Annotated in this window: 21 protein-coding genes; 7 read left to right on the forward strand and 14 right to left on the reverse strand. The window is 64.5% G+C overall.

Translation table 11 applies throughout. From position 1 onward, the window contains the following. Window positions 1-12: 12 nt before the first annotated feature. From adiC to L981_RS25345, 3 genes are read right to left on the reverse strand one after another with little or no spacing between them, the layout of a single operon-like run. Window positions 13-1,578 carry an arginine/agmatine antiporter gene (gene adiC / locus L981_RS25335; protein WP_052202013.1) on the reverse strand — a complete coding sequence of 522 codons (1,566 nt, stop codon included), beginning with the start codon at window positions 1,576-1,578 and terminating at the stop codon, window positions 13-15. A 22-nt stretch (window positions 1,579-1,600) separates the two neighbouring features. After that, the gene (locus L981_RS25340; RefSeq protein WP_043622867.1) at window positions 1,601-3,901 is read right to left on the reverse strand and encodes an Orn/Lys/Arg decarboxylase N-terminal domain-containing protein; all 2,301 of its coding nucleotides are present in this window, start codon (window positions 3,899-3,901) and stop codon (window positions 1,601-1,603) included. Window positions 3,902-3,956: 55 nt separating this feature from the next. Beyond that, the gene (locus L981_RS25345; RefSeq protein WP_245281715.1) at window positions 3,957-5,342 is read right to left on the reverse strand and encodes an amino acid permease; all 1,386 of its coding nucleotides are present in this window, start codon (window positions 5,340-5,342) and stop codon (window positions 3,957-3,959) included. Window positions 5,343-5,634: 292 nt separating this feature from the next. Here L981_RS25345 and L981_RS25350 point away from each other — a divergent pair, with 292 nt between their 5' ends. After that, window positions 5,635-6,693 carry a P1 family peptidase gene (locus L981_RS25350; protein WP_043622870.1) on the forward strand — a complete coding sequence of 353 codons (1,059 nt, stop codon included), beginning with the start codon at window positions 5,635-5,637 and terminating at the stop codon, window positions 6,691-6,693. A gap of 72 nt (window positions 6,694-6,765) precedes the next feature. Next, complete coding sequence (locus L981_RS25355) at window positions 6,766-7,626, forward strand: D-amino-acid transaminase (RefSeq protein WP_043622873.1); 861 nt, start codon at window positions 6,766-6,768, stop codon at window positions 7,624-7,626. Window positions 7,627-7,652: 26 nt separating this feature from the next. Here the strand turns inward: L981_RS25355 and L981_RS25360 are convergent, their stop codons facing one another. Together L981_RS25360 and L981_RS25365 are read right to left on the reverse strand one after the other, a co-directional pair. Further along, window positions 7,653-8,552 (reverse strand): LysR family transcriptional regulator, encoded by a 900-nt coding sequence (locus L981_RS25360; protein WP_043622946.1) that lies wholly within the window; start codon window positions 8,550-8,552, stop codon window positions 7,653-7,655. An 84-nt stretch (window positions 8,553-8,636) separates the two neighbouring features. Continuing rightward, window positions 8,637-10,157, reverse strand: coding sequence for a serine hydrolase (locus L981_RS25365; RefSeq protein ID WP_043622875.1), 1,521 nt, complete (start codon window positions 10,155-10,157; stop codon window positions 8,637-8,639). Between the two features lie 245 nt (window positions 10,158-10,402). On the opposite strand from L981_RS25365, the gene L981_RS25370 reads away from it, so the two are divergent. Then, complete coding sequence (locus tag L981_RS25370; protein WP_043622878.1) at window positions 10,403-11,443, forward strand: dipeptidase; 1,041 nt, start codon at window positions 10,403-10,405, stop codon at window positions 11,441-11,443. A gap of 24 nt (window positions 11,444-11,467) precedes the next feature. On the opposite strand, the gene L981_RS25375 is transcribed toward L981_RS25370, so the two are convergent. Continuing rightward, entirely contained in the window at window positions 11,468-12,337 is an 870-nt protein-coding gene (locus tag L981_RS25375; RefSeq protein WP_043622880.1) for a LysR substrate-binding domain-containing protein, read from the reverse strand. Window positions 12,338-12,502: 165 nt separating this feature from the next. On the opposite strand from L981_RS25375, the gene L981_RS25380 reads away from it, so the two are divergent. After that, the gene (locus tag L981_RS25380; RefSeq protein ID WP_043622883.1) at window positions 12,503-13,474 is read left to right on the forward strand and encodes a quinone oxidoreductase; all 972 of its coding nucleotides are present in this window, start codon (window positions 12,503-12,505) and stop codon (window positions 13,472-13,474) included. Window positions 13,475-13,528: 54 nt separating this feature from the next. Here the strand turns inward: L981_RS25380 and L981_RS25385 are convergent, their stop codons facing one another. From L981_RS25385 to L981_RS25395, 3 genes are all read right to left on the reverse strand, one after another. After that, window positions 13,529-14,218, reverse strand: coding sequence for a helix-turn-helix domain-containing protein (locus L981_RS25385; RefSeq protein ID WP_197067194.1), 690 nt, complete (start codon window positions 14,216-14,218; stop codon window positions 13,529-13,531). A 128-nt stretch (window positions 14,219-14,346) separates the two neighbouring features. Beyond that, window positions 14,347-14,592 carry a DUF2798 domain-containing protein gene (locus L981_RS25390; protein ID WP_043622886.1) on the reverse strand — a complete coding sequence of 82 codons (246 nt, stop codon included), beginning with the start codon at window positions 14,590-14,592 and terminating at the stop codon, window positions 14,347-14,349. Window positions 14,593-14,636: 44 nt separating this feature from the next. Further along, window positions 14,637-15,506, reverse strand: a complete 870-nt coding sequence (locus L981_RS25395; protein WP_043622889.1) for an NmrA family NAD(P)-binding protein — start codon at window positions 15,504-15,506, stop codon at window positions 14,637-14,639. A 113-nt stretch (window positions 15,507-15,619) separates the two neighbouring features. On the opposite strand from L981_RS25395, the gene L981_RS25400 reads away from it, so the two are divergent. Continuing rightward, window positions 15,620-16,513, forward strand: coding sequence for a LysR family transcriptional regulator (locus tag L981_RS25400; protein WP_043622891.1), 894 nt, complete (start codon window positions 15,620-15,622; stop codon window positions 16,511-16,513). A gap of 47 nt (window positions 16,514-16,560) precedes the next feature. Here L981_RS25400 and L981_RS25405 read toward each other — a convergent pair whose 3' ends face one another. Then, entirely contained in the window at window positions 16,561-17,424 is an 864-nt protein-coding gene (locus L981_RS25405; protein ID WP_043622894.1) for a DMT family transporter, read from the reverse strand. A gap of 101 nt (window positions 17,425-17,525) precedes the next feature. Here L981_RS25405 and L981_RS25410 point away from each other — a divergent pair, with 101 nt between their 5' ends. Both L981_RS25410 and L981_RS25415 read left to right on the forward strand, forming a co-directional pair. Next, entirely contained in the window at window positions 17,526-18,947 is a 1,422-nt protein-coding gene (locus L981_RS25410) for a PLP-dependent aminotransferase family protein (RefSeq protein WP_043622897.1), read from the forward strand. Window positions 18,948-19,274: 327 nt separating this feature from the next. After that, window positions 19,275-20,315 carry a glutamine synthetase beta-grasp domain-containing protein gene (locus tag L981_RS25415; RefSeq protein ID WP_043622900.1) on the forward strand — a complete coding sequence of 347 codons (1,041 nt, stop codon included), beginning with the start codon at window positions 19,275-19,277 and terminating at the stop codon, window positions 20,313-20,315. 123 nt (window positions 20,316-20,438) lie between these two features. Here L981_RS25415 and L981_RS25420 read toward each other — a convergent pair whose 3' ends face one another. The 4 genes from L981_RS25420 to L981_RS25435 are packed head-to-tail and all read right to left on the reverse strand — an operon-like array spanning window position 20,439 to window position 24,013. Next, window positions 20,439-21,347 (reverse strand): ABC transporter ATP-binding protein, encoded by a 909-nt coding sequence (locus L981_RS25420; protein ID WP_043622903.1) that lies wholly within the window; start codon window positions 21,345-21,347, stop codon window positions 20,439-20,441. Then, window positions 21,344-22,147: an ABC transporter ATP-binding protein gene (locus tag L981_RS25425; RefSeq protein WP_043622906.1), complete on the reverse strand. Its 804-nt coding sequence runs from the start codon at window positions 22,145-22,147 to the stop codon at window positions 21,344-21,346. The genes L981_RS25420 and L981_RS25425 overlap by 4 nt, the downstream gene beginning before the upstream one ends. Next, window positions 22,144-23,034: an ABC transporter permease gene (locus L981_RS25430; RefSeq protein WP_043622909.1), complete on the reverse strand. Its 891-nt coding sequence runs from the start codon at window positions 23,032-23,034 to the stop codon at window positions 22,144-22,146. The genes L981_RS25425 and L981_RS25430 overlap by 4 nt, the downstream gene beginning before the upstream one ends. A 1-nt stretch (window position 23,035) precedes the next feature. Then, on the reverse strand, window positions 23,036-24,013 hold the full coding sequence (locus L981_RS25435; RefSeq protein ID WP_043622950.1) for an ABC transporter permease: 978 nt from the start codon (window positions 24,011-24,013) through the stop codon (window positions 23,036-23,038). Between the last annotated feature and the right edge of the window lie 119 nt (window positions 24,014-24,132).

A 24,132-nucleotide genomic window follows, 5' to 3' on the forward strand; every position in this document is an offset into this window, starting at 1 on the left:
CCTCGTGTTCGGCTATTGTGCCGGCTGGCTCTCCGCCGGCAGCACCGCCGCCGGCGAACCGGGCGCAGGCTGGACGGTGCTTTCCACCGGCGGAACCGGGGAACGGGTGCGCAGCGTCTCGGCGCGGTGACGGCCGACCGAGACCCAGAACAGCGCAACGAGCGCCGCGACCGTCACGGTGACCGTGACGTAGCGGATCCAGGTCGGGGCGTGGCCGCCCGGATCGATGTGCTTCTCGTCGATCTCGCGCTTGCGGGTGATCGCCGCCGAGTAGAACACAATCGTCGAGATCACGAAGATCAGCGACCAGCGGGTCTGCTCGCCATCGGAGCCGATCAACGCCACCAGGCTGTAGATCGCCGCTGCCAGGCCGATGATCACATACCAGTTGTATGTGCTTGCCGGCATCTTCTTGTAGCCGAGCACCTTGATGGAGATCGCCGAGTAGATGTAGGGCAGCAGCGTCATGATCACGGCGATCGAGGCGATCTTGCCGAACTGCTCGCTGGCCGTCGGCGACATCGTCGCAAAGACCTGAACCGTCATGATGACCGCGACGATCGCAAGGCCGGCCGAGGGAACGCCCTTGGAGTTGACCTTGGCGAAGATCGAGCCGAAGAGCCCGTCATCGGCCGCAGCCTTGGCGGTCTGCCCGACGAGCAGCGTCCAGCCGGCAAGCGAGCCCAGGCAGCCGAGGGCTGCGCAGATCGCGACGACGGCACCGGCCGTATCGCCGAGCGCCAGGCGCGCGGCATCGGCAAAGGGCGCCGAGGAAGCGATCAGCTCCTTGTTCGGGATCATGCCCATGATGACGGTCGACGACAGGATATAGGCGACGGCGGCGAGGATGACGCCGCCGACGGTTGCGATCGGCACGTTGCGTTGCGGGTCACGCACGACGCCCGCCGAGACCGAGGCGCTTTCGACCCCGATGAAGGCCCAGAGGGTGAAGTTGAGCGTTGCCATGATCGCCGCCCAGCTGTCCTTGCCCGACACGTTCCACCCTTCGGAGAAGGTCGCCGGCGAGAACCAGAACCAGCCGAAGATCGCCATGCCGAGGATCGGCACCAGCGCGAAGGAGGTGGTGAAGGACTGCAGCCTGCCGACGACGTTCGGCCCGAGGATGTTGGCGTAGGTGAAGAACCAGATCAGCGCCACCTGCGCCAGCGCCGACACGAGAGGATCGCGCAGCATCGGGAAGAAGGCGGTGAGGTAACCGAGACCGGCGACCGCCAGGCCGACATTGCCGACGACGTTGGCGAGCCAGTAGATGAGGTTCGTCTGGTAGCCCATGTAGTCGCCGAAGGCCTTGCGCGTATAGGCGTAGGGGCCGCCGGCGGCGGGGTCGATCGCCGCCAGCTTGGCGAAGGTCAAGGCCAGCGCGATCGCGCCGGCAATGGTGATCAGCCATCCGAAGACGGCGATGGATCCGACCGCGGCAAGGTTCGCCGGCAGCATGAAGACGCCGGAGCCCATCATGTTGCCCGCGACCATCAAGGTCGCGGGCACGAGGCCGATCTTGGCGGATTCCGCGACGCCCGCGGATGTGGGTTTGGAAGCACTATCGACAGCAGCCATGTTCGTCGCTCCTGAAGCCGGTTCAACGGGTCAAGACATAGACGCGGTAAAGGCCGTCCTCGACCTCCACCCCGTGCGTGTCATGGGTGAAACCGGGGAACCGGAGGTCATAGGCCTCGAGCGCCTTGAGATAACCGAGAACCGGACCATCGGCGGGGCCGGCGTTTTCGCCCGGCATCAGCAGCGGAATGCCCGGCGGATAGGGCACGACGCCGGTCGCGACCGTGCGGCCGGCCAGATGGTCGAGCGTTACCTGTTCCACCTCGCCGCGCACCAGCCGCTCATAGGCGCGCACCGGGCTCAGGTCCGGATGCGGCAGCACGGAGAAACCGGCAGCCATGGAGGCCGTGGTCTTCAACTGGTCCATCGCCGAGAACATCGTGTCGGCAAGATCCTTGAGGCCCATGCCGGCGTAGCGCTCCGGGTGGTCCTCGATCAGCGACGGGATCGCCACTTCCAGGGTGAGGTTGGCGTCGTAGTCGCGCTTGAAGTCGCAAAGCGCGCTGACGAGCGAACCCCATTTCCCCTTGGTGATGCCGAGCGAGAAGAGGAACAGGATGGTGAAGTCGGTCGTCTTCTCGACGACGATGCCGCGGGCATCGAGATAGGCGGTGACGAGGCTCGAGGGGATGCCGACCGGCATCAGCCCGCCGCCGGGCGCAACGCCCGGCGTGACGATCGAGACCTTGATCGGGTCGAGCATGCAATAGCCGTCCTCGATCTCGCCGAACCCGTGCCATGCGGCTCCCGGCTTCAGCACCCAGCAGGACGGGTCGGTCGCAAGCGATTCCGGCGAGGCTTCGTGGAAGGGGCTGGTGCGGCCGGTCTTCGGGTCGCGCACCGTGTCCGGCTGCCAGCAATCGAAGAACCAGTCACCGCGCTCGGCCGCGTCGTTGGCAAGCCGCGACATCATCAGGCGGAAGGAGACCGCTTCCTCGATCGATTCATTGGTGAGCGCCGCTCCGCCGGGTCCGTCCATCATCGCAGCCGAAACGTCGTTCGAGGCGATGATCGCGTAGTTCGGCGAGGTCGAGGCGTGCATCATGAACGTTTCGTTGAAGATGCCGTGCGGGATCGGCTTCCTTCCGTCGCGCACATGGATGAAGGAGGCCTGAGAAAGGGCGGCCAAAAGCTTGTGCGTCGACTGGGTGGCAAAGACCGTCGGCTTGTCGGCCGTATGCGCCTTCGGATCGCCGTGCATGGCGTGGCGGTCGCGATAGATCGGGTTGAAGCGGGCGTAGCCGTACCAGGCTTCGTCGAAATGCAGCCGGTCGACGCTGGCACCGAGCAGTTCCTCGACACGGGTGACGTTGTAGCAAAGACCGTCATAGGTCGAGTTGGTGATGATTGCGTGCTTCGGTTCCTTGTCCGAGAGGTCGGCGGCAAGCGGGTTCTGGTCGATCGCCTTGCGGATCGCGACCGCCGTCAGCCGTTCCGGGGGGATCGGGCCGATGATGCCGTAGTGGTTCCGGGTCGGCACCAGATAGGTCGGCACGGCGCCCGACATGGTCATCGCGTGTTCGGCCGACTTGTGGCAATTGCGGTCGCAAAGCGCGATCTGGTCGCGGCTCACACTCGCCATCAGAATGACGCGGTTGGAGGTCGAGGAGCCGTTGGTGACGTGGTAGCTGCGATGCGAGCCGAAGACGCGGGCGGCATACTTCTCGCTGGCGCCGATCGGCCCGGAATGGTCGAGCAGCGATCCGAGTTCGCTGACAGAGATCGACAGATCCGAGCGCAGCAGCGGCTCGCCGAAGAACTCGAAGAAGGCGCGGCCGGGCGGCGACTTCAGGAAACCCGTGCCGCCGGTGTGGCCGGGCGTGTGCCAGGAATATTCGTGCACCTGCGAGAACTGTGCGAGCGCCTTGAACATCGGCGGCAGCACGGTCGAGCGATAGCGCTCGATTGCTGCCTGGATGCGCCCGCCGACGAAGTCCATCGTGTCTTCGAGCATCCAGACGAAGTCGTCGACCTTCGCCATGATCTCGGCCGGAACTGATGAGGCGACGCTGCGATCGGCAAGCAGCAGCAACGGAACGGTGCCATTGCGCTTGCGCAGGGCTTCGACGACCTCGATGGACTGCTCGTGGCCGTCGGGGCCGAGGTCCCAGTCGACAAGGACGCATTGGAGAGCGGGGTCGGAGCGGATCACGGCGATGCCGTCATCGGCGCTTTCCGCGGTGACCACTTCGATCTGGCGGCGCTCGAGTTCCGCGATCAGCGACCGCACGGCGCGGCCGGCCGCGCTTTCCTCGCTGATCTCGTCATCCAGAACGAGTGCTTTCATGCCGAGACGGCGGTGACCCCTGTTCAACGTGCTCATATCCAATCCTCTCTCTAGTTCGGTGCTAGGTGCAGGTGGGGGTATTCTTGTGAAATCAGTCCTTGGATGGCTCCTTCCTCTCGACTGAAAGGTAGACGGGCAGTGCGACGAGCAGCAGAAGCAGGCACCAAAGGCCCGCCTGAGGTCCGCTGCCGTAGACTGTCCAAAGGGAAAAGATGAAGGCGACCAGCGCGTAGGGCCTGTAGGGACCAAGGCGAATGCCGCCCCATTCCTCGTCGCGCGGACGCGTCAGCGCCAGGAAGAGCGCGCCTTCGACCAGGCTGCAGAAAACGTAAGGCACCATCGCCGCGGTCGTCGAAAGATCGACGGCAAACCGGTAGACGGCCATCAGGCCCGACACGCCCGAAGTCTGCAGGATCAGAAGGGCCGAAGCCAGCAGCATCGACACAATGATGCCCCACTGCGGTACGCCGCGGCTCGACAGGCGGCCGAAAACCGGCGGGAACAGGCCGTCGCGCGCTGCCGCCATTGGCACCTGCGCCATCAGCAGCGTCCAGCCGTTGAGCGCGCCGATCGACGAAAGCACGACCGCGGCAGCCACGAGCGTGCTCCCCCACCAGCCCCACATCATGAAGGCCGCATCGGAAAAGGGGGCGGCAGAACGGGCAAGCGCCTCGCGCGGAACCGTGCCCATCACCACGAGCGTGCCGAGGATGAAAACCAGGCCGCAGCAGAGCGTGCCGAGCACCGTCGCCCGCGGGATCGTGCGCTTCGGATCGTCGACATCGCCGGCCGGGACGGTCGCAGACTCGATGCCGAGAAAGGCGAACATCGTCAGCGGGGCAGTGGCCGAGATCAGCCCCAGGACGGAAAGCCCGCTCGGGTTGACGGGTGTGAGGTTCTGCGGCTCGATCCAGAAGAGGCCGAGAAGGGCGATGGCGATGAAGGGAACGAGCTTCAGCCCGACGGTGACGATCTGGAAGCGGCCGGCGCTCTTGACGCCGAACATGTTGATGGCAGCGACCAGCCACATGGCGGCAAGCGAAACCGCGGTGAACCCGCCTGGCACATGCTGAAGGTTCGGGAAAAAGACGCCGAGATATCCGGCGAAGGCCATGGCGATCGCCGGCAGCGACGCCCAGATCGATATCCAGTAGGCCCAGGCGACGAGGAAGCCGGCAAACGGTCCGAAAGCCATGCGGCTGTAGGCGTAGGGGCCGCCGGTCGCGGGCCTGACGCTGGCAAGCCGCGCAAAGACCAGCCCGAGGCACATGGCGGCAATGGCCATGCCGACCCAGCCCACGAGCGCTGCGGCGCCATAGGGGGCGAGCGCTGCAGGCGACAGGTAGAAACCGGAGCCGATGATGTTGCCGACGACGAGCGCCGAGCAGGCCCAGATGCCGAGGCTCGGGCGGACGTCCGTCCCTGCGGACGTCATTTGCGGAGAATTGCCGGCGGTTGCATCAAGCGGCTTCATCATCGAGTGCCGTCGTTCCAAATGCCAAGGACGAGGCGAACTTATGAACTGTTTCTTATGGTTGCAACTGCTTTATTTCACTCCACTATCAGTCGCCGCATGCGCCGACGCGGCGCTTCTGCAAGATCGGTTTTGACCGCCGCTCGTGACGAGCCTCGACGATCGCTGGCGTTGCAGGCTTCTCATGAAACTATTCCATTTTTGCGATGCCGTTTTGCCGCCGGGGGATGTAGGTTGCCCTGCGACGAAATGCCTGCTTCGCGAACGGGCCAATGGACGGGAAAACGACGAAAAAATGACGAATATCAAGCGCTTGCGCCTTCGAGATCTTGGTTTCCGGCCAGGTGTCTACGAGCCGGGTCCGCTCAACGCGATCACCGATGTCCCGGGCGTCGCCGTCGGCCAGGCAACCGTTGTCGATGCGGACCGCATCCGCACCGGGGCGACCGCCATCCTGCCGCATGAAGGCAACCTCTTTCAGGACAAGGTGCCGGCCGGCTTCGCCGTGCTCAACGGCTTCGGCAAGTTTGCGGGTTCCACCCAGGTCGACGAACTTGGCGAGCTGGAAACGCCCGTCGTTCTCACCAACACGCTGGCGACGGGGCGGGCTATCGAGGCCGTCAATCGCTGGACGCTGGCGCAGCCGGGCAACGAGAAGGTGGTGTCGCTGAACGCGGTCGTCGGCGAGACAAACGATTCCCGCCTCAACGACATCCGCGCCGGTCGCCCGACGGTCGACGAGATCGGCGCTGCCCTTGCCGCTGCGAAGACCGGTGCCGTCGAAGAGGGGGCTGTCGGTGCCGGAACCGGCACGGTGGCCTTCGGGCTGAAGGGCGGCATCGGCACGAGTTCGCGTCTTGTGAAGGCGGCTGGCTCGGTCTTTACGCTCGGCGTGCTCGTCCAATCCAATTATGGCGGCCGGCTCACCGTCTGCGGCCGTGCCTACGAGGCGCCGGCGGCACACGACCGGGACGGCTCGATCGTCATCGTGGTTGCAACCGATGCGCCGCTGTCTGCCCGCAATCTCAAGCGCCTGGCCGAACGCGCCTTCGGCGGTCTCGCCCGCACCGGTGCGGCACTCAGCAACGGTTCCGGCGACTATGCGCTTGCCTTCTCGACTGCGGCTAGTGTGCGCCGCACCAAGGCGCGGCGAGCGGCGATCGCCGACTATCCCGACCTTCCGAACGACCTGATGTCGCCGCTCTTTGAGGCCGCGATCGAGACGACCGAGGAGGCGATCCTCAATTCTCTGACGATGGCGTGCACGACGCACGGCTTCAACGCCGCGAACGGCAAGCCGAGCATGGTCGAGGCGATCTCATACGAACGGCTTCGCGTGCTCGACGAACACTGATTTTGCGCCTCTGGATCGCGCCCGGTGTTGCGGTCCATGCGCTTCTGCCAAACCAATTCCTACGGAGCCCCCATGTCCCAGCCGTCCATCCGCACCGTCTATCTCAACGGCGAGTTCTTGCCGGAGAACGAAGCGCGCCTCTCGATCTTCGACCGCGGCTTCCTCTTCGGCGATGGAATCTACGAGGTTACCGCCGTGCTCGAAGGCAAGCTGATCGACAGCGCCTCGCATATGGCGCGCCTGGAGCGCTGCGCGCGTGAAATCGATGTGCCGTTGCCGGTATCGACCGACGAGATCGTCGCGATCGAGAAGCGGTTGATCGAAGAAAACGGCCTTGTCGAAGGCATGGTCTATCTGCAGCTCACCCGGGGCGCCGAAGACCGGAATTTTCTGTTCTCCGAGGATATCAAGCCGACGCTGGTGCTCTTCACCCAGGCAAAGACGCTGGTGACTGCCACGACCAAGGGGCTGTCGGTCAAGACCGTGCCCGACCAGCGCTGGGCGCGCCGCGACATCAAGAGCGTGTGCCTGCTGCCGCAGGTGATCGCCAAGCGGATCGCCAAGGCCGAAGGCTGCGACGAGGCGTGGATGATCGAGGACGGGTTCGTGACCGAAGGCGCATCCTCGACCGCCTACATCGTGACTGCGGACAACCGCATCGTCACGCGCGGCAACAGTCAAAAGACGCTGCCCGGCTGCACCAGGCTCGCCGCTCTGGCGCTCGCCGCCGAACAGGGAATGACTCTGGAAGAACGCCCGTTCACGCTCGAAGAGGCGCTCAACGCCCGCGAAGCGTGCCTGACCAGCGCTTCGAATTTCGTTGCTCCGATCACCCGCATCGACGGCAAGCCTGTCGGCAGCGGTGAGCCAGGCCCGGTGGTCAAGCGCCTGCGTGAGCTCTATCTGGAGCACGCGCGGCGAACGGCGATCTAGCTCGACCGTGCGGGCCAGGCTGTCGCTTAGGCGACAGCCTCCAGGTTCTGCCAGACGCGGCCGACGACCGGGCGGCGGTTTTCCTTGGCGCGGTAGAGCCGGATCTCGACGCTCACCTCCCAGCGCGGGTCGGCGGCCCTGACCAGCGCGCCGGTCGCCAGTTCGTCCGTCATCAGGCTCTCGGGCACCCAGGCGATGCCCCAGCCAGCTTCCGCCATGGCCTTCAAGCCTACCGACATGCTGCCTTCGTGCACCCTTTGCGCCGGCGGCAGCGTGGGGCCGATCAGGTCGTCGAGAAGCTGACCGAAGAAGGACGACTTTTCGTAGCGCAGATGCGGGAAAGGTTTCGTGCCGCCTTCGAGCCGGTGTAGCGGCGCGCCTGCTTCATTCGCCGCCGAAACGGGGATGATGCGCTCATGCCCGAGCACACGATGTTCGAAGGCCTGCGGGTCGAGCAGGTGCGGTACCTGGGTATGGGCGTAGGTCAGCAGGAAGTCGCATTCGCCGTCGACGAGCGAATTGAGGTTTTCCTCCATGCTGCCGGAATCGGGGCGAAGTCGGGAGAAGAGCGGCCCGCTCCGGGCGTTGACCCGGGTCATCCACGCGGGAAAGAAGGTGAAGGAGAGTGTGTGCAGCGCCGTCAGCTTGATGGTGCGGGCGTCGGAGCCTTCCTCCTGCTGCAGATTGCGCCGTGCCTGATAGAGTTGCTTCAGCGTGTCCTGAGCCACCGGCACGAATTTCGATCCCGCTTCCGTCAAGCGCGAAGGATAGGTCGCGCGGTCGACGAGCGTCGTGCCGAGCCAGGCTTCCAGCTGCCGGATGCGCCGGCTGAAGGCGGATTGGGTGACATGGCGCTCGTCCGCCGCCTTTGAGAAGTTCAGCGTGCTGGCGAGCGCCAGAAAGTCCTCAAGCCATTTGATTTCCACGGGCATGCGCTCCTGAAGTCCGGCCCGTCATTCGCCGGCGACCGGCCTTCTTTTGAGGCAGCGCCCGCGCGTCATCAAGAAAAATCAGGCGCGTCGGCGATATTCGATCATCCGGGCACGGCTCGTCACCAGTTCGAGGTGATCGGGCCCGAGGAGATGCAGGCAGATGCGCTTGACCCAGGGCCCATCGCTCAAGGTGAACAGGAAGCGACCGTTGCCGAGCGGAGTGAGCTTCATGGTCTGACGGACGGGACCGACGCCCATCAGGACCGCGCCGTTCTCGATCGTGAACTCCGCGCCTTCGTCCGAGCACCAGATCCCGGAAAGCGATGCCGGCAGCGGCTCGGCCGTTGCGGCCGGAAGGAAGCGTCGCGCGGCATGCCCGACCTCTCCGACAAGGGCGGCGCCGTCGCGGCGCAGTCGCAGGGGCGATGAGGCGGAGCGCGACGAGACCCAGCCGTCGCCGTCGTCATAGAGCGTCTCGTCCGCATCGAGATAGGTGCAGGTGCTGCCCTTGACCTCGATCCACCAGGGGCCGGTTTCCGTTACATAGAAACCGTCGCCGAGGTCAGCCGAGGGATCCGGCAGTGCGAGCCTCGTGAGCGCCGCCATGCTTTCGAGCGCGATCTTGTAGCCGTTGGTGTCCTCACGGTTGGAGACGACGACGAAGCCGGCGCGTGTTTCGGGATCGAGCAGGAAATAGGTCTTGTAGCCGGGATGCGAGCCGCCATGGCCGACAAAGTCGCGGCCGCCGAGCGACGAATTGCGCAGGCCGAGACCATAGCCCGTCGAGCGTCCGTCGGCGAGGTATCGGGGTGCCTGCAGTTTTTGCAGAAGACCGGCGAAGCGACCTTTGTCATCGAGCAGGGCCTGCAGCCAGGTGGCAAGCGCCCGGGCGCTGCCGGTGAGACTGCCCGAGGCGGAAATGTGCAGGCCGGCCGCAGAGAGCTGCCAGCTTTCGCCCGAGTGCCAGTATCCGGGAACGAGGCCTTTCACCGGGTCGTTCCAGACATCCGGCGCTTTCAGCGCAATGCCAAGCGGGCCCGCGATTTCCCGTTGGATGAAAGCGTCGAAGCGGAAACCCCGGCGCTCCAAAGCCGCTTCGATAAGGCGATAGCCTGTGTTGGAGTAGGAAACCTCGGTGCCGGCATCAAAGTTCAGCCGCTCCCCGCGTGAGAGGTATTCGAGGAGTGGGCCGGCCGTCGTCTCCGTGTAGACCGAGAGGCCGAGCAACGACAGGCATTCGCGGGTATCCGGCAGACCGCCCGTCATGTCGAGCGCCTGCCCGACCGTGACTTCGGCAAGCGGCGAGCGCAGTTCCGGAAGGTGTTGGCCGAGCGGATCGTCGAGACCGATGAGATCGGCATGGGCCAGCACCATCGCTGAGAACACGTGCTTGGTGAGCGACGCATAGCGCACGACGCTGTCGACCGTGAAGGGTGCGGATGTCGCAAGGCTCTCGACGCCAGCCGTATGCGAGAAGCAGATGCCGGATGCGTCGAAGCCGATGACCGCGCCGCCCGGCTCGTCCGCCGCCCATTGTGCGGTCAGGCGTTTCGCAGCCGCTTCGGCGGCCTGCCAATCGAGCGTTGCCGGCTTCGTCATGTCCATTCTCCAATCCTGACCGCAGCGGTTTCCCGCGCATATTTCCGACTAAGCACGACAGTACCTTGTGCCGCCAATTCCGATTCCGGCAGGGTCTATGCATGGTTTGCATTTGCCCGGCCCGCCTGCATTGCGTTAGGCCGGCGGGGAAAAAGGGTGCGGTTCCCGCACCCAATGTCTATGGTCCGTCCGCGACTATCCATGAGTCGCACTTGAGGACAACAGGTTGAGAAGGCGATCCAGAATTGGCGACGCAAGCGAAAATCCCGGTCTTTGACGGACATAACGACGTGCTGTCGCGGCTCTGGCGTTCGCCTGGCGGCGCCGCCGAGCGCCGCTTCCTCGACGGTGTCGATACCGGGCATATCGATCTCGACAAGGCCGCGGCGGGTGGACTTGCCGGCGGCCTCTGTGCCGTCTATGTCGCATCGCCGGGCCTCGCCAAGGACGGCAGCGGCGAGTTCGCAACGCCTGATCAGCAAAGCGCGCTCGAAGCCACGCTCGGCATGGCGAGCCTGCTGATGCGGATCGAACGCCAGTCGGAGGGCCGGCTGAAGATCTGCCGCAGTGCTGCCGATATCCGCGCCGCAATGGACACTGGTGCCTTTGCCTCGGTGCTGCACATCGAGGGTATCGAGGCGGTCGGTGCCGATCTCGACGCGCTCTATGTGCTGCACGCCGCGGGTCTGCGCACGCTCGGCCCCGTCTGGAGCCGGCCGAACATTTTTGCCTATGGCGTTCCCTTCCGCTTTCCCTCTTCGCCCGATATCGGTCCGGGCCTCAGCGAGGCCGGCAAGGATCTGGTGCGCGCCTGCAACGAGCTGAAGATCATGCTCGATCTTTCGCACATGAACGAACAGGGCTTCTGGGATATCGCCGCGCTGTCGCAGGCGCCACTCGTCGCCTCCCATTCCAACGTGCACGCGCTCTGCCCGCACAGCCGCAATCTGACGGACCGTCAGCTCGACGCGATCAGGGACAGCGGCGGTTTGGCCGGCATCAACTTCGGCGTCCTTTTCCTGCGCGCGGACGGGACCAGAAACACGGATACGCCGCTCTCGCTCCTTGTCGACCACATCGACTACATCGTCGAGCGTATCGGTATCGAGCATGTGGCGCTCGGCTCTGACTTCGACGGTACGGCCATTCCGGCGGCCATGCGCAGTGCGGCCGATCTGCCGCTGCTCGTCGACCTGCTGCGCACTCGCGGCTATGACGACGCGGCGCTCGCCAAGATCTGCCACGGCAATTGGATCCGCGTGCTGGAGACGACCTGGGGCGCGTGAGCGCCGGCTCGAGCCGCGCAGGCGCTAGGTCCTGGAAGCGATCGGCAGGGCTTCGAGCAGCACACTGATTGCCGCCTCGACGGCGGCCATGCGTCGATCCCGGGCGAAAAGCCCATATTGCACGGCAAACGGCTTCGGCACGGCAGACGAAGCGGGTAGCGCCCGCATCGTGCCCGCGCGGATCGCTTCCGGCGGAAGCAAACCAATGCCGAGCCCGTTCTCGATCGCGGCCTGCAGCGCCGTGATGCTCTGGCTGGTAAAAGTGATCCGGTGTTCCCGGCCCTGGTCGGCCAGCGTCTCGATCATGCGTCGGCGCCAGAGGCAGGGCGCGGCGAAGGCGACGAGGTCGATTGGCCGCGTTTCGTCGAAAGCGTAGTCCGTCGCACAGACCCATTGCAGGTCGACGTTCCAGGTGGTGAGGGCGTCGGCGGTGACCACCGAGGTCGGCACGACCATGATGTCGAGGTCGCCTTCGGGCCAGGTCTTTCCAAGCGCCACGCATTGCTCGACCACCACGTCGAGCCGGATCTCCTGGTAGCCGCGCCGCAATCGCCCGAGCGCTTCGGGCAGCGCCGTCGTTGCCACTTCCTCGGCAAGCCCGACCCGCACGCCGCCGCTGAGGTCCGCCTGTCGCAGCCGCGCCGCCGCTTCGTCGCCGAGCGCCAGCATGCGCGTGGCGTATCCGAGGAACAATTCGCCTTCGGGTGTCGGCACGACGCCACGACCGGTGCGGGTGAAAAGTTGCCGGCCGAGAAGATCTTCGAGCCGCCGCATCTGCATGCTGAGCGCCGATTGCGTGCGGCTGGTCTGGGTGGCGACGCGGTTCAGGCTGCCCTGTCGGCAGACCGCGACGAAGCTGCGCAGGAGGTCGATGCTGATCTGATCAGATATCACGATCTTTGAACTCTGTTGTCATTGATATCAGTCTACACGGGGGACTCACGCATGGCTATCTGTCAGATGTGATCAGCGAGGAAGGCGGAGCAGCACCAAGCAGATTGGCATCGACCGTCGCTTGGAGGCTGCCAGGGCCAGCCGACCAACCAGAGGACCAGATCCATGAAAGCTATCCGCGTGTATCAGCACGGCGGGCCTGATGTGCTCGCCTATGAAAACGTCGAACGCGGCGAACCCGGCCCCGGCGAAGTGCGGGTGCGTAACCGGGCGATCGGCGTCAACTTCGTCGACATCTATCTGCGCAGCGGCGCCTACCCGCCGCCGCAGCTTCCATTCATCCCAGGCAAGGAGGGAGCGGGCGAGGTGATCTCGGTCGGACCCGATGTCGAGGGCTTCAAGCCGGGGGACCGCGTCGCCTACGCCGAAGCGCTTGGTGCCTATGCGGAGGAGCACAATGTGCCTGCCCGTGTCCTCGTGCATCTGCCTCACGGCATCGATTTCGAGACGGGTGCGGCGATGATGCTGAAGGGCCTGACGGCGCAATATCTGCTGCGTCGCACCTTCCGGGTTAAGGCCGGTCATACCATCCTCGTCCATGCGGCCGCCGGCGGTGTCGGCCTTATCCTGACGCAATGGGCAAAACATCTTGGCGCAAAGGTCATTGGCACCGTCGGTTCGCCGGAGAAGGCCGAACTGGCACTGGCCAACGGTGCGGACCACGTGATCGACTACGGCAACGAGAATTTTGCGGCGCGCGTGCGCGAATTCACCAAAGGCGAGGGGGTCGATGTCGTCTATGACAGCATCGGCAAGGCGACGTTTGAAGGTTCGCTCGACAGCCTGCGGCCGTTCGGTCACTTCGTCAGTTTCGGTGCCGCGTCCGGCCCGATCCCGCCCTTCGACATCATGACGCTGGCGCAGAAGGGGTCGCTTTACGCCACCTGGCCGCTATTGCCCGCGCATCTGGTCCGGCGAGAGGACGTGCTGGCGATGAGCAAGGATCTCTTCGACGTCGTCGCAAGCGGCGCGGTCACGATCCCCGTGCATGCGCGCCTGCCGCTTTCCGAGGCAGCCGAGGCGCATCGCCGGCTCGAAGGACGTCAGACGACGGGTGCCATGGTGCTCCTGCCATAAAGCAGCGGGGCGAGCCACTCGACAAACGCGTGACGGCGCCGGTTGCGGCGCCTGTCACTTGTCTTCGGCGATCCCGCTGGCGTCGAGCCGGTTTTCGGCTCGGGTCACGGCTAGGCTGTCGGAAGGGCTTCCGGAGGGGGCGCCGTCGCCGAAGACGTCCATCGTGCAGGTGTGCAGGATCGTGGTCGGCTCGCTGGTGTGGTTCCACATCGTATGGGTGCGCAGCGACGGGAAATGGGCGGAATCGCCCGGCTCCAGAACCATCGCTTCGCCGTCAACTTCCAGCGTCAGGGCTCCCTTCAGGATGAAGAAGATTTCCTCACCCTCATGCGACATTGGCTCGCTGCGATGGCCGGGCGGCTCGTGGATGATGGTGCTTCTGAGCACGTTGCCGGGAAAGGACGCGGAGAGCCGCTCGTAGGAGACGGCCTTGCCGCTTTCTCCGCCGAGCCCATAGACCGGCCTGTGTTCGCGCCGGGTGAATGTCGTCGCCACCTTCGGCGGGTTGAGAAAGCTGCCGGCCTCGACCTTCAAGGTCCGGCAGACGGCGATCAGCGAGGTCAGCGAGGGAACGGTGATGCCGCGCTCGATCTGCGAGATGAAGCCGACGGAAAAACCGGCCTCGTCGGCGACCTCCTGAAGCGTCATCTTCAAGCTCTTTCGCCGCTGGCGCAGGCGATCGCCAAGCGACGGCGTTTCTGCCGCGCCGGTCGATGCGCCGCTGGCATGGTCCGCCGTCGTCACTGTCTGTCCCCTTCTCGTCTCTCCTCAAGCTAGGGTGCAGCCCGATTTCCTGTCAATCGTTTTTAGATATCCTAAAAATTTCGAGTGCGCCCGAAACGCCGGTTCGGAGTGAAATAATGCGAGATCGGTCAGTTGCTGCGCGGCTGTTCGACGGTGGCCGCCACGATGCGGCGCACGAACGGAAGGACCACCAGCAGGCTGGGGAAAGCGACCAACCAGGAGAAGGCCCAGGCCTTGATCCACAGTGCGAGAATATCGGGGTGGATGCCGTTGCCGATCGCCGTCGAGACGAAGGAAACGATGCCGGACATCAGGACGGAGAGAACGAGCGGCATGACGATGGTCTGGTATCGGTGCGGAAGCTTCTTTGGCATGAGGTGAACTCCGGGGGAATTGGAAGGGATAGGGTCGCCAGCCTTTAGGCCTGCGCCAGTTCGTGAATGAAACTTTCGAGATTGCGCGGTTCGCGCTGAAGTGCGGCGCGCAGCGTCATGCTGTTTCCACCGAGGCCGACTTCGGCATAGTGGGCATGGACCTTGGAAAGCAGTTCCAACTGGTGGTCGGTGTATTTTGCGGCGATTGGCTTTGCCCATTCGTGAAAGCCAATGGTTGCCGCAACGATCGGCCGACCGAGTGCGGCGCTCATCATCTCGGCAATTTCCTCGCGGTTGTGCCGGCCCTCGGCGCTAAGTTCCAGCGTCGCATAGGCGAGGCGGTCTTCCGTGAGCGCGATCGCCGCGACTTCGGCGACATCACGGTAGTCGACGCGGGCGATGCGCGTGGTCGTCGGAAACGGCTCTGCGAAGCTGCCGGTAGCAAGCACACTTGCCCAGGCGGACCGCAGGTTCTGCATGAAGTTTGCCGGATGCAGGATGGTGTATTCGAGCGGTGAGGAATAGAGCGCATCCTCCACCGGGATCTTTGCCGCGTGGTTCTTCAGCCGCACATGGGTCGGCTGGATGACCGAAGAGAAAACGAACTTCCTGACGCCGGCGCGCACGGCGGCTTCGACCATCGACACGCCCATCGCCGCCTCATCCGGTGCAAAGGCCGGACCGATGTGAAAGACGCCAGCAGCACCCTCAAGCGCCTGCTCGAGGCTTGCACGCTCGCGCAGATCGCCGATCGCGATTTCCGTTGCGCCGAGCGATTTCGCAAGCGCGCCCTGCGCCTCGTCGCGGATGAGGGCACGGACCCTGGCGCCGCGCCGCGCCAGTTCCGGAACGACGAGGCCGGCAAAGCGGCCGGTGGCGCCGACGACAAGGATCGTGTTGGAGCGCTGGTTCATGGGGGTCTGCCTTTCGAGCCGTCGTGATGTGACGATCTCAAGCTAGTGGCGCGCAACAATGCGGACAATCAGCGCAGAATGTGATTTATTCTCCAGCAAAACGGGATTATCGCATGAGCCGCATCGAAGACCTGGAAGCCTTTCTGGCCATCGTCGAGCAGGGGAGCCTGACGGCCGCGGCGAAACGCCTGGGGCGGCCTCTGCAGACCGTCAGCCGGTCGCTCGCGATGCTCGAAGCCGATGTCGGGGTCGAGCTGGTGCATCGAACGACCCGCCGCTCGATGCCGAGCGAGGCGGGTGAGAGCTTCTATCTGCGCGTCAAGCCCGCAGTGGAGCAGATTCACGAGGCGCGGGAGGAGGTGGCACAGCGTCGCTCCGAGCCGTCAGGCGTGCTGCGCCTCGGGGCGCCCAGTCTGTTTGCGCCGCGATTCCTGATGCCTGTGATCGCCGAGTACATGGCGAAATATCCTGAGGTCGAGGTCGATCTCGACCTCTCCGATGCTTTCGTCGACCTCGCCGCAAGCGGGCTCGATCTGGTCGTGCGGATCGGCGATCTCCAGGATTCCGGGCTGACCGGCAAGCGCCTGGGCGCGCTGCGCCGCGTCGTCTTCGGTTCTACCGCCTATTTTGCGCGCTTCGGCCGGCCGGTTCATCCGCAGGAGCTCTCGGCCCATCGTTGCGTCACGCGCACGGGCGACGAGCGACCCGGCGTCTGGATGTTCACCATCGACGGGCGGGCTCGGGCGTTCAAGGTGAGTGGCGCGGTTCGCACCAACTCGATGAACGCGATCTATGCGGCGGTGGAACAGGGGCTCGGCCTCGGTTTTTCGCCGCTCTGGCAGATCAAGGACCTGATCGATGCGGGCAAGGTCGAAACAGTGTTGGAAGACTTCGAGCCTGCTCCGGTGCCGATCCATGCGCTCTGGCTGGAGGGGCGGACCCCATCTGCAAAGATCCGCCGCTTTCTCGATCTGCTCGGAGAACGGTTGAAACTCGACCGGCTCTAGGCGGGCGCAGACCTGCTTGCCTGCACCCGCCTGATCCGTGAAGTCGCCTACTTCGCGAACTTCTTGGCGCCGGCGACGCAGAGCACGATCGCGCCGGTTGCGGCCAGCATGCTCCAGCTGACCGGCTCGCCGAGAAGCGTTGCCGCTAGCGCCAGGCCGAAAAAGGGCTGCAGAAGCTGCAACTGCCCGACGCCAGCGACGCCGCCGAGCGCGAGGCCGCGATACCAGAAGACGAAACCGACGAGCATGCTGAACAGCGAGACATAGGCAAGGCCCGCCCAGGCGCCGTTCGTGACGGTCGCGAAAGAGGCTGGCAGCGTGAACAGTGTTAGCCCCAGCATGATCGGCAAGGACAGGACCAACGCCCAGCAGATCACCTGCCAGCCGCCGAGCTTGCGCGACAGGCTGGCGCCTTCGGCATAGCCGAGGCCGCAGACGATGATGGCGCCGAGCATCAGGAGGTCGCCGATCGGCGAGGCGGCAAAGCCCTGCACCAGCGCAAAGCCGACGACAGCAGCGCTGCCGAGCGAGGAGAAGAGCCAGAAGGCCGGGCGTGGCCGCTCGCCGGCGCGCATGACGCCGAAGATCGCGGTTGCCAGCGGTAGCAGGCCGACAAAGACGATCAGATGCGCCGAGGTGACATGCTGCAGGGCCAGCGCGGTCAGCAGCGGAAAGCCCAGTACGACGCCGAAGGCGACGATCGCCAGCGAAACGAGGTCGGCCTTCGCCGGGCGCGGCTGGCGGAAGATGAGAAGCAGGACGAGGCCGAGCAGGCCGGCGATCGCCGCGCGCGCCACCGTCAGGAACACCGGGTCGAAATCCATCACCGCAACGCGGGTCGCGGGCAATGATCCACTGAAGATCAGCACTCCGAGAAAACCACTCACCCAACCGTCTGCCGTCTTGTCCATAGCATTCTCCTTTTTTGCCTGTATCGGGCGAATGGGCTGGCCCGGCCAGAGACAATGCGGTACAGTTTTGCAAAACTGTATTGGATGGATGAGCAGTACGGATGACGGTCCAGGATTTGGAAATCGGCAGCGAAACGCTGCTCGAAGGCGTGATGGCGACGATCCGGCAGCGGATCGCCGGGCGTATCCTGACGCCGGGGACGAAGCTTCCATCGATCCGTGCCTTCGCCAACACCATGCGCGTTTCGAAGTCCACCGTCGTCGAAGCCTATGAGCGGCTGGTGGCCGAAGGCGTCATTCGCTCAAAACCCGGCGCCGGTTTTTTCGTCTCGGCGCCGCTGGCGCCCCTTTCTCTGGCCGAGATCGGTCCGCGGCTCGATCGGGCCGTCGATCCGCTGTGGGTGTCGCGCCAGGCGCTGGAAACGGGCGATAACGTGCTGAAACCCGGCTGCGGCTGGCTGCCGCCGAGCTGGATGCCGGAAACTGCAATCCGCCGTGCGCTCAAATCTGCAACCAAGCTGGAGGCGAGCGGGCTGACGGACTACGGAACGCCGCTCGGTCATCGGCCCCTGCGCCAACTTCTCGCCCGACGCCTCGGCGAACACGGCGTCGAGGCATCGCCCGACCAGATCATCCTGACGGAGTCGGGCACGCAGGCGATCGATATTCTCTGCCGCTTTTTGATCGAGCCAGGCGATACGGTCGTGGTCGACGACCCCTGCTACTTCAATTTCCATGCCTTGCTGCGTGCTCATCGGGCCGACGTGGTGAGCGTGCCCTATACGCCTTCGGGGCCCGATCTCGAGAAATTCGCCGAGGTTCTCGCGACCCACCGGCCGCGGCTCTACATCACCAATTCCGCCCTTCACAATCCGACGGGCGCGACGCTCTCCCCGGTCGTTGCCCATCGGCTGCTGAAGCTGGCCGAACAGGCCGGGCTGACAATCGTCGAGGACGATATCTTCGCCGATTTCGAACATGCGCCGGCGCCGCGGCTTGCCGCCTTCGACGGGCTCGAGCGTGTCGTGCAGATCGGCAGCTTCTCCAAGACCCTCTCGGCCTCCATCCGCTGCGGCTTCATCGCCGCGCCGCGGGAGTGGATCGAGGGACTGGTCGATCTGAAGATCGCCACCACGTTCGGCGGGCCGAGCCTTTCGGCGGAGCTGGTTTTTGCGATGCTCAAGGACGGCAGCTACCGCAAGCACATGGAGGCACTACGCCAGCGCCTGTCGCGGGCAATGAGCGATACGGCGGCGCGGCTCGCCGAGATCGGCATCACGCCATGGATCGAGCCGCAGGCGGGCATGTTCCTCTGGTGCCGCCTGCCCGAGAGTATCGACGCGGCCGAGGTGGCGCAGAAGGCGCTGCAGCAGGAAATCGTTCTGGCGCCCGGCAACGTCTTTTCCCATGCCGGCACGGCCAACGATTTCCTGCGCTTCAATGTTTCCCAATGTGATGACGCGCGGCTTTTCAAGGTTCTGCCCACGATCATGCGCCAATGCGGGAAGCCGCCGGCGGGCTGAGCGAGCTGTTTATCGCGCCGCTGCACGTTTTGCGGGCAATCGCTGGCGTTTGCCGGCACTCGATCATCTGTCGCCGCGTTGTTGCCCTGGTTTGCACCGGAGTCAGGCAGGATTTGCCTATTTTTTGTGCGATTAGCTGCTTCCTTGCGCTGCCGCACCGGTCCGCTGGCACCGCATCTGTCGCCAATGATCGTTTTATCTGGATTTTCGGCCCTGAATCCGAGTTGGCACGATTAATGCTTCTTAATTGGCATCGGTCGTCGGGTAGCCAAATTGCCCAACCGCCTTCGGAACCCAGCCATTCCTGGCGTCATGTGAGAGAACGAAATGACAAAGTTTAAGCTCGAATACATCTGGCTCGACGGTTACAAGCCCACCCCGAACCTGCGCGGCAAGACCCTGATCAAGGAATTCGACGCTTTCCCGACGCTTGAGCAGCTCCCCCTCTGGGGCTTCGACGGTTCCTCCACGATGCAGGCCGAAGGCAGCAGCTCGGACTGCGTGCTGAAGCCGGCCGCCGTCTATCCGGATCCGGAGCGCAAGAACGGCGTTCTCGTCCTTTGCGAAGTCATGATGCCGGATGCCAAGACGCCGCATCCGTCCAACACCCGCGCGACGGTCCTCGAAGACGACGGCGCCTGGTTCGGCTTCGAGCAGGAGTACTTCTTCTACCAGGGCGGCCGCCCGCTCGGCTTCCCGGACGCCGGCTTCCCTGCGCCGCAGGGCCCCTATTACTGCGGCGTCGGCTTCAGCAACGTCGGCGACGTGGCCCGTAAGATCGTCGAAGAACATCTCGACATCTGCCTTGCTGCCGGCATCAACCATGAAGGCATCAATGCGGAAGTCGCGAAGGGCCAGTGGGAATTCCAGGTGTTCGGCAAGGGCTCGCGCAAGGCTGCCGATGAAATCTGGCTCGCCCGCTACCTGCTGCAGCGCCTGACGGAAAAGTACGGCATCGACGTCGAATACCACTGCAAGCCGCTCGGCGACACCGACTGGAACGGCTCGGGCATGCACGCCAACTTCTCGACCGCCTACATGCGCGAAGTCGGCGGCAAGGAATACTTCGAGGACCTGATGGCGGCTTTCGCCGAAGCCCGTGCCGACCACATCGCCGTCTATGGCCCGGACAACCACATGCGCCTGACCGGCAAGCACGAAACCGCTTCGATCCACCAGTTCAGCTATGGTGTTGCTGACCGTGGTGCGTCGATCCGCGTTCCGCACAGCTTCGTCAACAACGACTATAAGGGCTATCTCGAAGATCGCCGCCCGAACTCCAAGGGCGACCCCTACCAGATCGCTTCGCAGATCCTGAAGACGATCTCCACCGTTCCGACCGACGTCGAAAAGCGCGAAGCCGCCTGATTTTTTGGCCCGGCGCACACGAGGGCGCCGGGCCAAAAATCGACGGGGTTGCGCTTTTCGCGACCAAACAAAAACGCCCCGCGGTAAGCGGGGCGTTTTTGTTTTTGCCGGTCGGCGGGCGGCTCAGGCCGCGCGCACGAAATGATCCGGTTCGACCTCGCGGATCGTCGCCTGATCTGCCGCCGAGCGCCGGCGGGTTTCGTCTGCTTCAGCGGAACTGACCTGCGCGTTCGGGTCGTCGAAGCGGATATCCGGATCCGGCACTGCAGACAGCAGCAGCTTCGTGTAGGGATGGGCCGGGTTGTCGATGACCTTGCCGGTATTGCCCCATTCGACAATCTGGCCGGCATACATCACGGCGATATCCTCTGCGACGTAGCGGGCGGTGGCGATGTCGTGGGTGATGTAGAGCAGGCCGAGGTTCATGTCGCGCTTCATCTCGCTCAAGAGATTGAGCACGCCGAGCCGCACGGAAACGTCGAGCATCGAGGTCGGCTCGTCGGCAACGATGACCTCGGGCTTGGCCGCGAGCGCCCGGGCGATGTTGACGCGCTGGCGCTGGCCGCCGGAAAGCTCGTGCGGGTACTTCGGCGCGACAATCTCAGGATCGAGCTTCACCTGGCGAAGCAGGGCCTTGATCTCCTCGTCGACCGCAGCCCCCCGGATGTCGGGACGGTGCAGCATCAGCGGCCGCTTCAGGTGATAGGCGATCGTGTGGGCCGGATTGAGCGAGGCGAAAGGATCCTGGAAGATCATCTGCACCGAGCGGCGATAGTCGGCGATTTCCTTGGCTCCCGCCGCGTCGACGGGCTTGCCCTTGTAGAGCAGCCGCCCTTCGCTCGGCTCGTATTCGCGCATGGCGATGCGGGCGCAGGTGGTCTTGCCGCTGCCGGATTCGCCGACGACGGCGAGCGCCCGTCCGGCATGCAGCGAGAACGAGATGGCCCGCGCGGCGCGCACGGCGCCGGGGCCGTTTCCGAAGGTCTTGCTGACTTTATCCAAAGTCAGAATGGGTGCGGATAGGCCGGTCATCGAAGAACGCCTCCATGCAACGAGGGGAAGGAGGCCCAGAGCTTCTTGGTATAGTCGTGCTCCGGTGTCCGGTAGATGGCGTCGGCGGTGCCCTGTTCGACCAGCTTGCCGCCGAGCATGATGCCGATGCGGTCGCAGAACTGCACCATCAGCCCGAGGTCGTGGGTGATGAAGAGCACGGCGAAGCCGAGCTTGCGCCGGAGTTCGTTGATCCGCTGCAGGATTTCGCGCTGCACCACCACGTCGAGCGCCGTCGTCGGTTCGTCCATGACGATCAGCCGCGGATCGAGGGCCAGGCAGATGGCGATAACGATGCGCTGGCGCATGCCGCCCGAGAACTGGTGCGGATAGTCGCGCATGCGGTCCGGCGAAATATCGACGAGCTTGAGCATCTCGGCGGTGCGGTCGCGCGCATGCGCGCGGGTGATGCGCTTGTGCGTCTTCAAGACGTCGTAGAACTGCTGTTCGATGCGCAACACCGGGTTCAGCGAGTTCATCGCGCTCTGGAACACCATTGCCACTTCGCGCCAGCGGAAGTCGGCGAGATCCCTCTGGTCGAGGTCGAGCACGTTGCGGCCGTCGAGCAGGATGGTGCTTTCCTTGCGGATCAGCGCCGGCGGCTTGTGCAGCCGGCTGATGGCAAAGGCGATCGTGCTCTTGCCACAGCCGCTCTCACCGGCAAGGCCGAAGACCTCGCCGGGGGCGACGTCGAAGCTGACATTGTCGACGGCGCGGAAGTCGTTGGTCTCACCAATATAGTCGATGGTCAGGTTCTTGACCGAAAGCAGAGGTGCGGTCACAGGCGACCCTCCCCGGAGCGGATGAGCGCGGACCAGCGGCCGAGCCGGTTGCCGGTGCGAAGCCGCGGATTGGCGATTTCGTCGACGGCGAAGTTCAGCAGCGACAGGCCGATGCCGAGGAAGGCGAGCGCGAAGCAGGGAGTCAGGATGTCCCACCAGGCACCGACCGAAAGCGCAGAGGCCTTCTGCGCGGCATAGAGCATGGTGCCCCAGGAAACGACCTTGGGGTCGCCGAGGCCCAGGAACTCCAGGGTTGCCTGGGTGATGATCGCGAAGATCACGCTACCGATGAAGTTGATGCCGACGATCGAGATGAGGTTGGGGAAGATCTCGAAGGTCATGATGCGCCAGCGTGGCTCGCCCATCATCTCGGCGGATTTGACATAATCCTTCTGCTTGACCGAAAGCGTCTCGGCGCGGGTGACGCGGGCGCCCCAAGCCCAGGAGGTGCCGCCGAGAATGAGCGCGATGACCCACGGGCTTGCCTGGCCGATGAAAGCGGCGAGCACGAGCAGCAGCGGCAGGTTCGGGACGACGAGCACCATGTTGGTGAAGAAGCTGATGACCTCGTCGATCTTGCCGCCGCGATAGCCGGCGATGATGCCGAGCGCCGTGCCGACAACGGTGATCAGAAGCCCGGCGCCGAAGCCGACGGCCAGCGACGTGCGGGCACCGTAGACGAGGCGTGCGAAGACGTCCTGGCCGATGCGCGTGGTGCCGAGCCAGTGTTCGAGCGACGGAGACTGATGCGGCCGCCCGACGCGGGCGCCCGGATCATAGGAGGTCAGCAAGGGGGCGGCGATCGCGACCAGCAGAATGAAGGCGACGATCAGCGCGCCGACCATGACCTTGCGGTTGTGGATGAGCGGGAAGGAGGAGGTCTTCATATCACGCCCTCTTCAGTCGCGGGTCGAGCAGCACGTAGCTGACGTCGACGATGAAGTTGGCAATGAGCATGGTGGCGGTCATGATCAAGAGCTGTCCTTGGATGACGGGGTAATCGCGGGCGAGGATCGCCTGGTAAAGGATGTTGCCGAGGCCCGGATAGTTGAACACCACCTCGGTCACCAGCGAGCCGCCGAGCACCGTGCCGATGGCGATCGCAAGGCTCGAGACGGTCGGCAGCAGGGCGTTGCGCGCCGCATACCAGATCATCACGCGGGTGTCGGAGAGCCCCTTGGCGCGGGCCATGACGATGTAGTCTTCGCCAAGCAGGTTGATCATGTTGTTGCGCATGGTCACGGCGAAGCCGCCGGTCAAAACCGCGCAGAGCGTCAGCATCGGCAGGATGCCGTGGTAAAGGATGCTGCCGATATATTCGAACGTGAAGGCCGGATCGAGCGCCGGGTCGGCGGCATAGCCGGTCGGGAACCAGCCGAGCGTGAAGCCGAAGGTGAAGACGACGATCAGCGAGGTGACGACGGCCGGAACAGAGGTCGCGAAAATCGCGCCGACGGAAACGATGACGTCGAACAGGCTGCCGCGCCGCCAGGCCGCGAGAATGCCGAGGAAGGTGCCGAGCGCGAAGCTGAAGATGGTGGCGGTTCCCATCAGGCCGACGGTCCACACCAGCGCATTGCCGAGCACGGTGGTCACCGGTAGCGGGAAATATTTGATGGAACGGCCGAGGTCACCGCTGAAGATGCTGCCGAGATAGGTGAGGTACTGCTGCCAAAGCGGACCGTCGACGAAGCCGAAGGTGAGTTTCAGGGCCTGCAGGCTTTCGGGCGGCAGTTCAGCGCCGGCGCTCGAAAACATGATCTGCACCGGATCGCCCGGCATCAGCCGCGGCAGGAAAAAGTTGATCGTCGCCGCGGCGACGAAGGCCGCCAGATAGAAGCAGAGGCGGCGAAGCAGAAAGGCCATCGGGAACTCCATCGACTGCGGCTGCCGCACGAGCGCGTCAGGTGGCAGGGCTGTCTTCTTGTCGAACCGCCCGTGGAGACGGACCCCAAGGACGATTGCGTGGCGGACGAAAAGCGCCC

Origin of the sequence: Ensifer sp. ZNC0028, assembly GCF_000799055.1 — a bacterium.
GTDB lineage: Bacteria > Pseudomonadota > Alphaproteobacteria > Rhizobiales > Rhizobiaceae > Ensifer.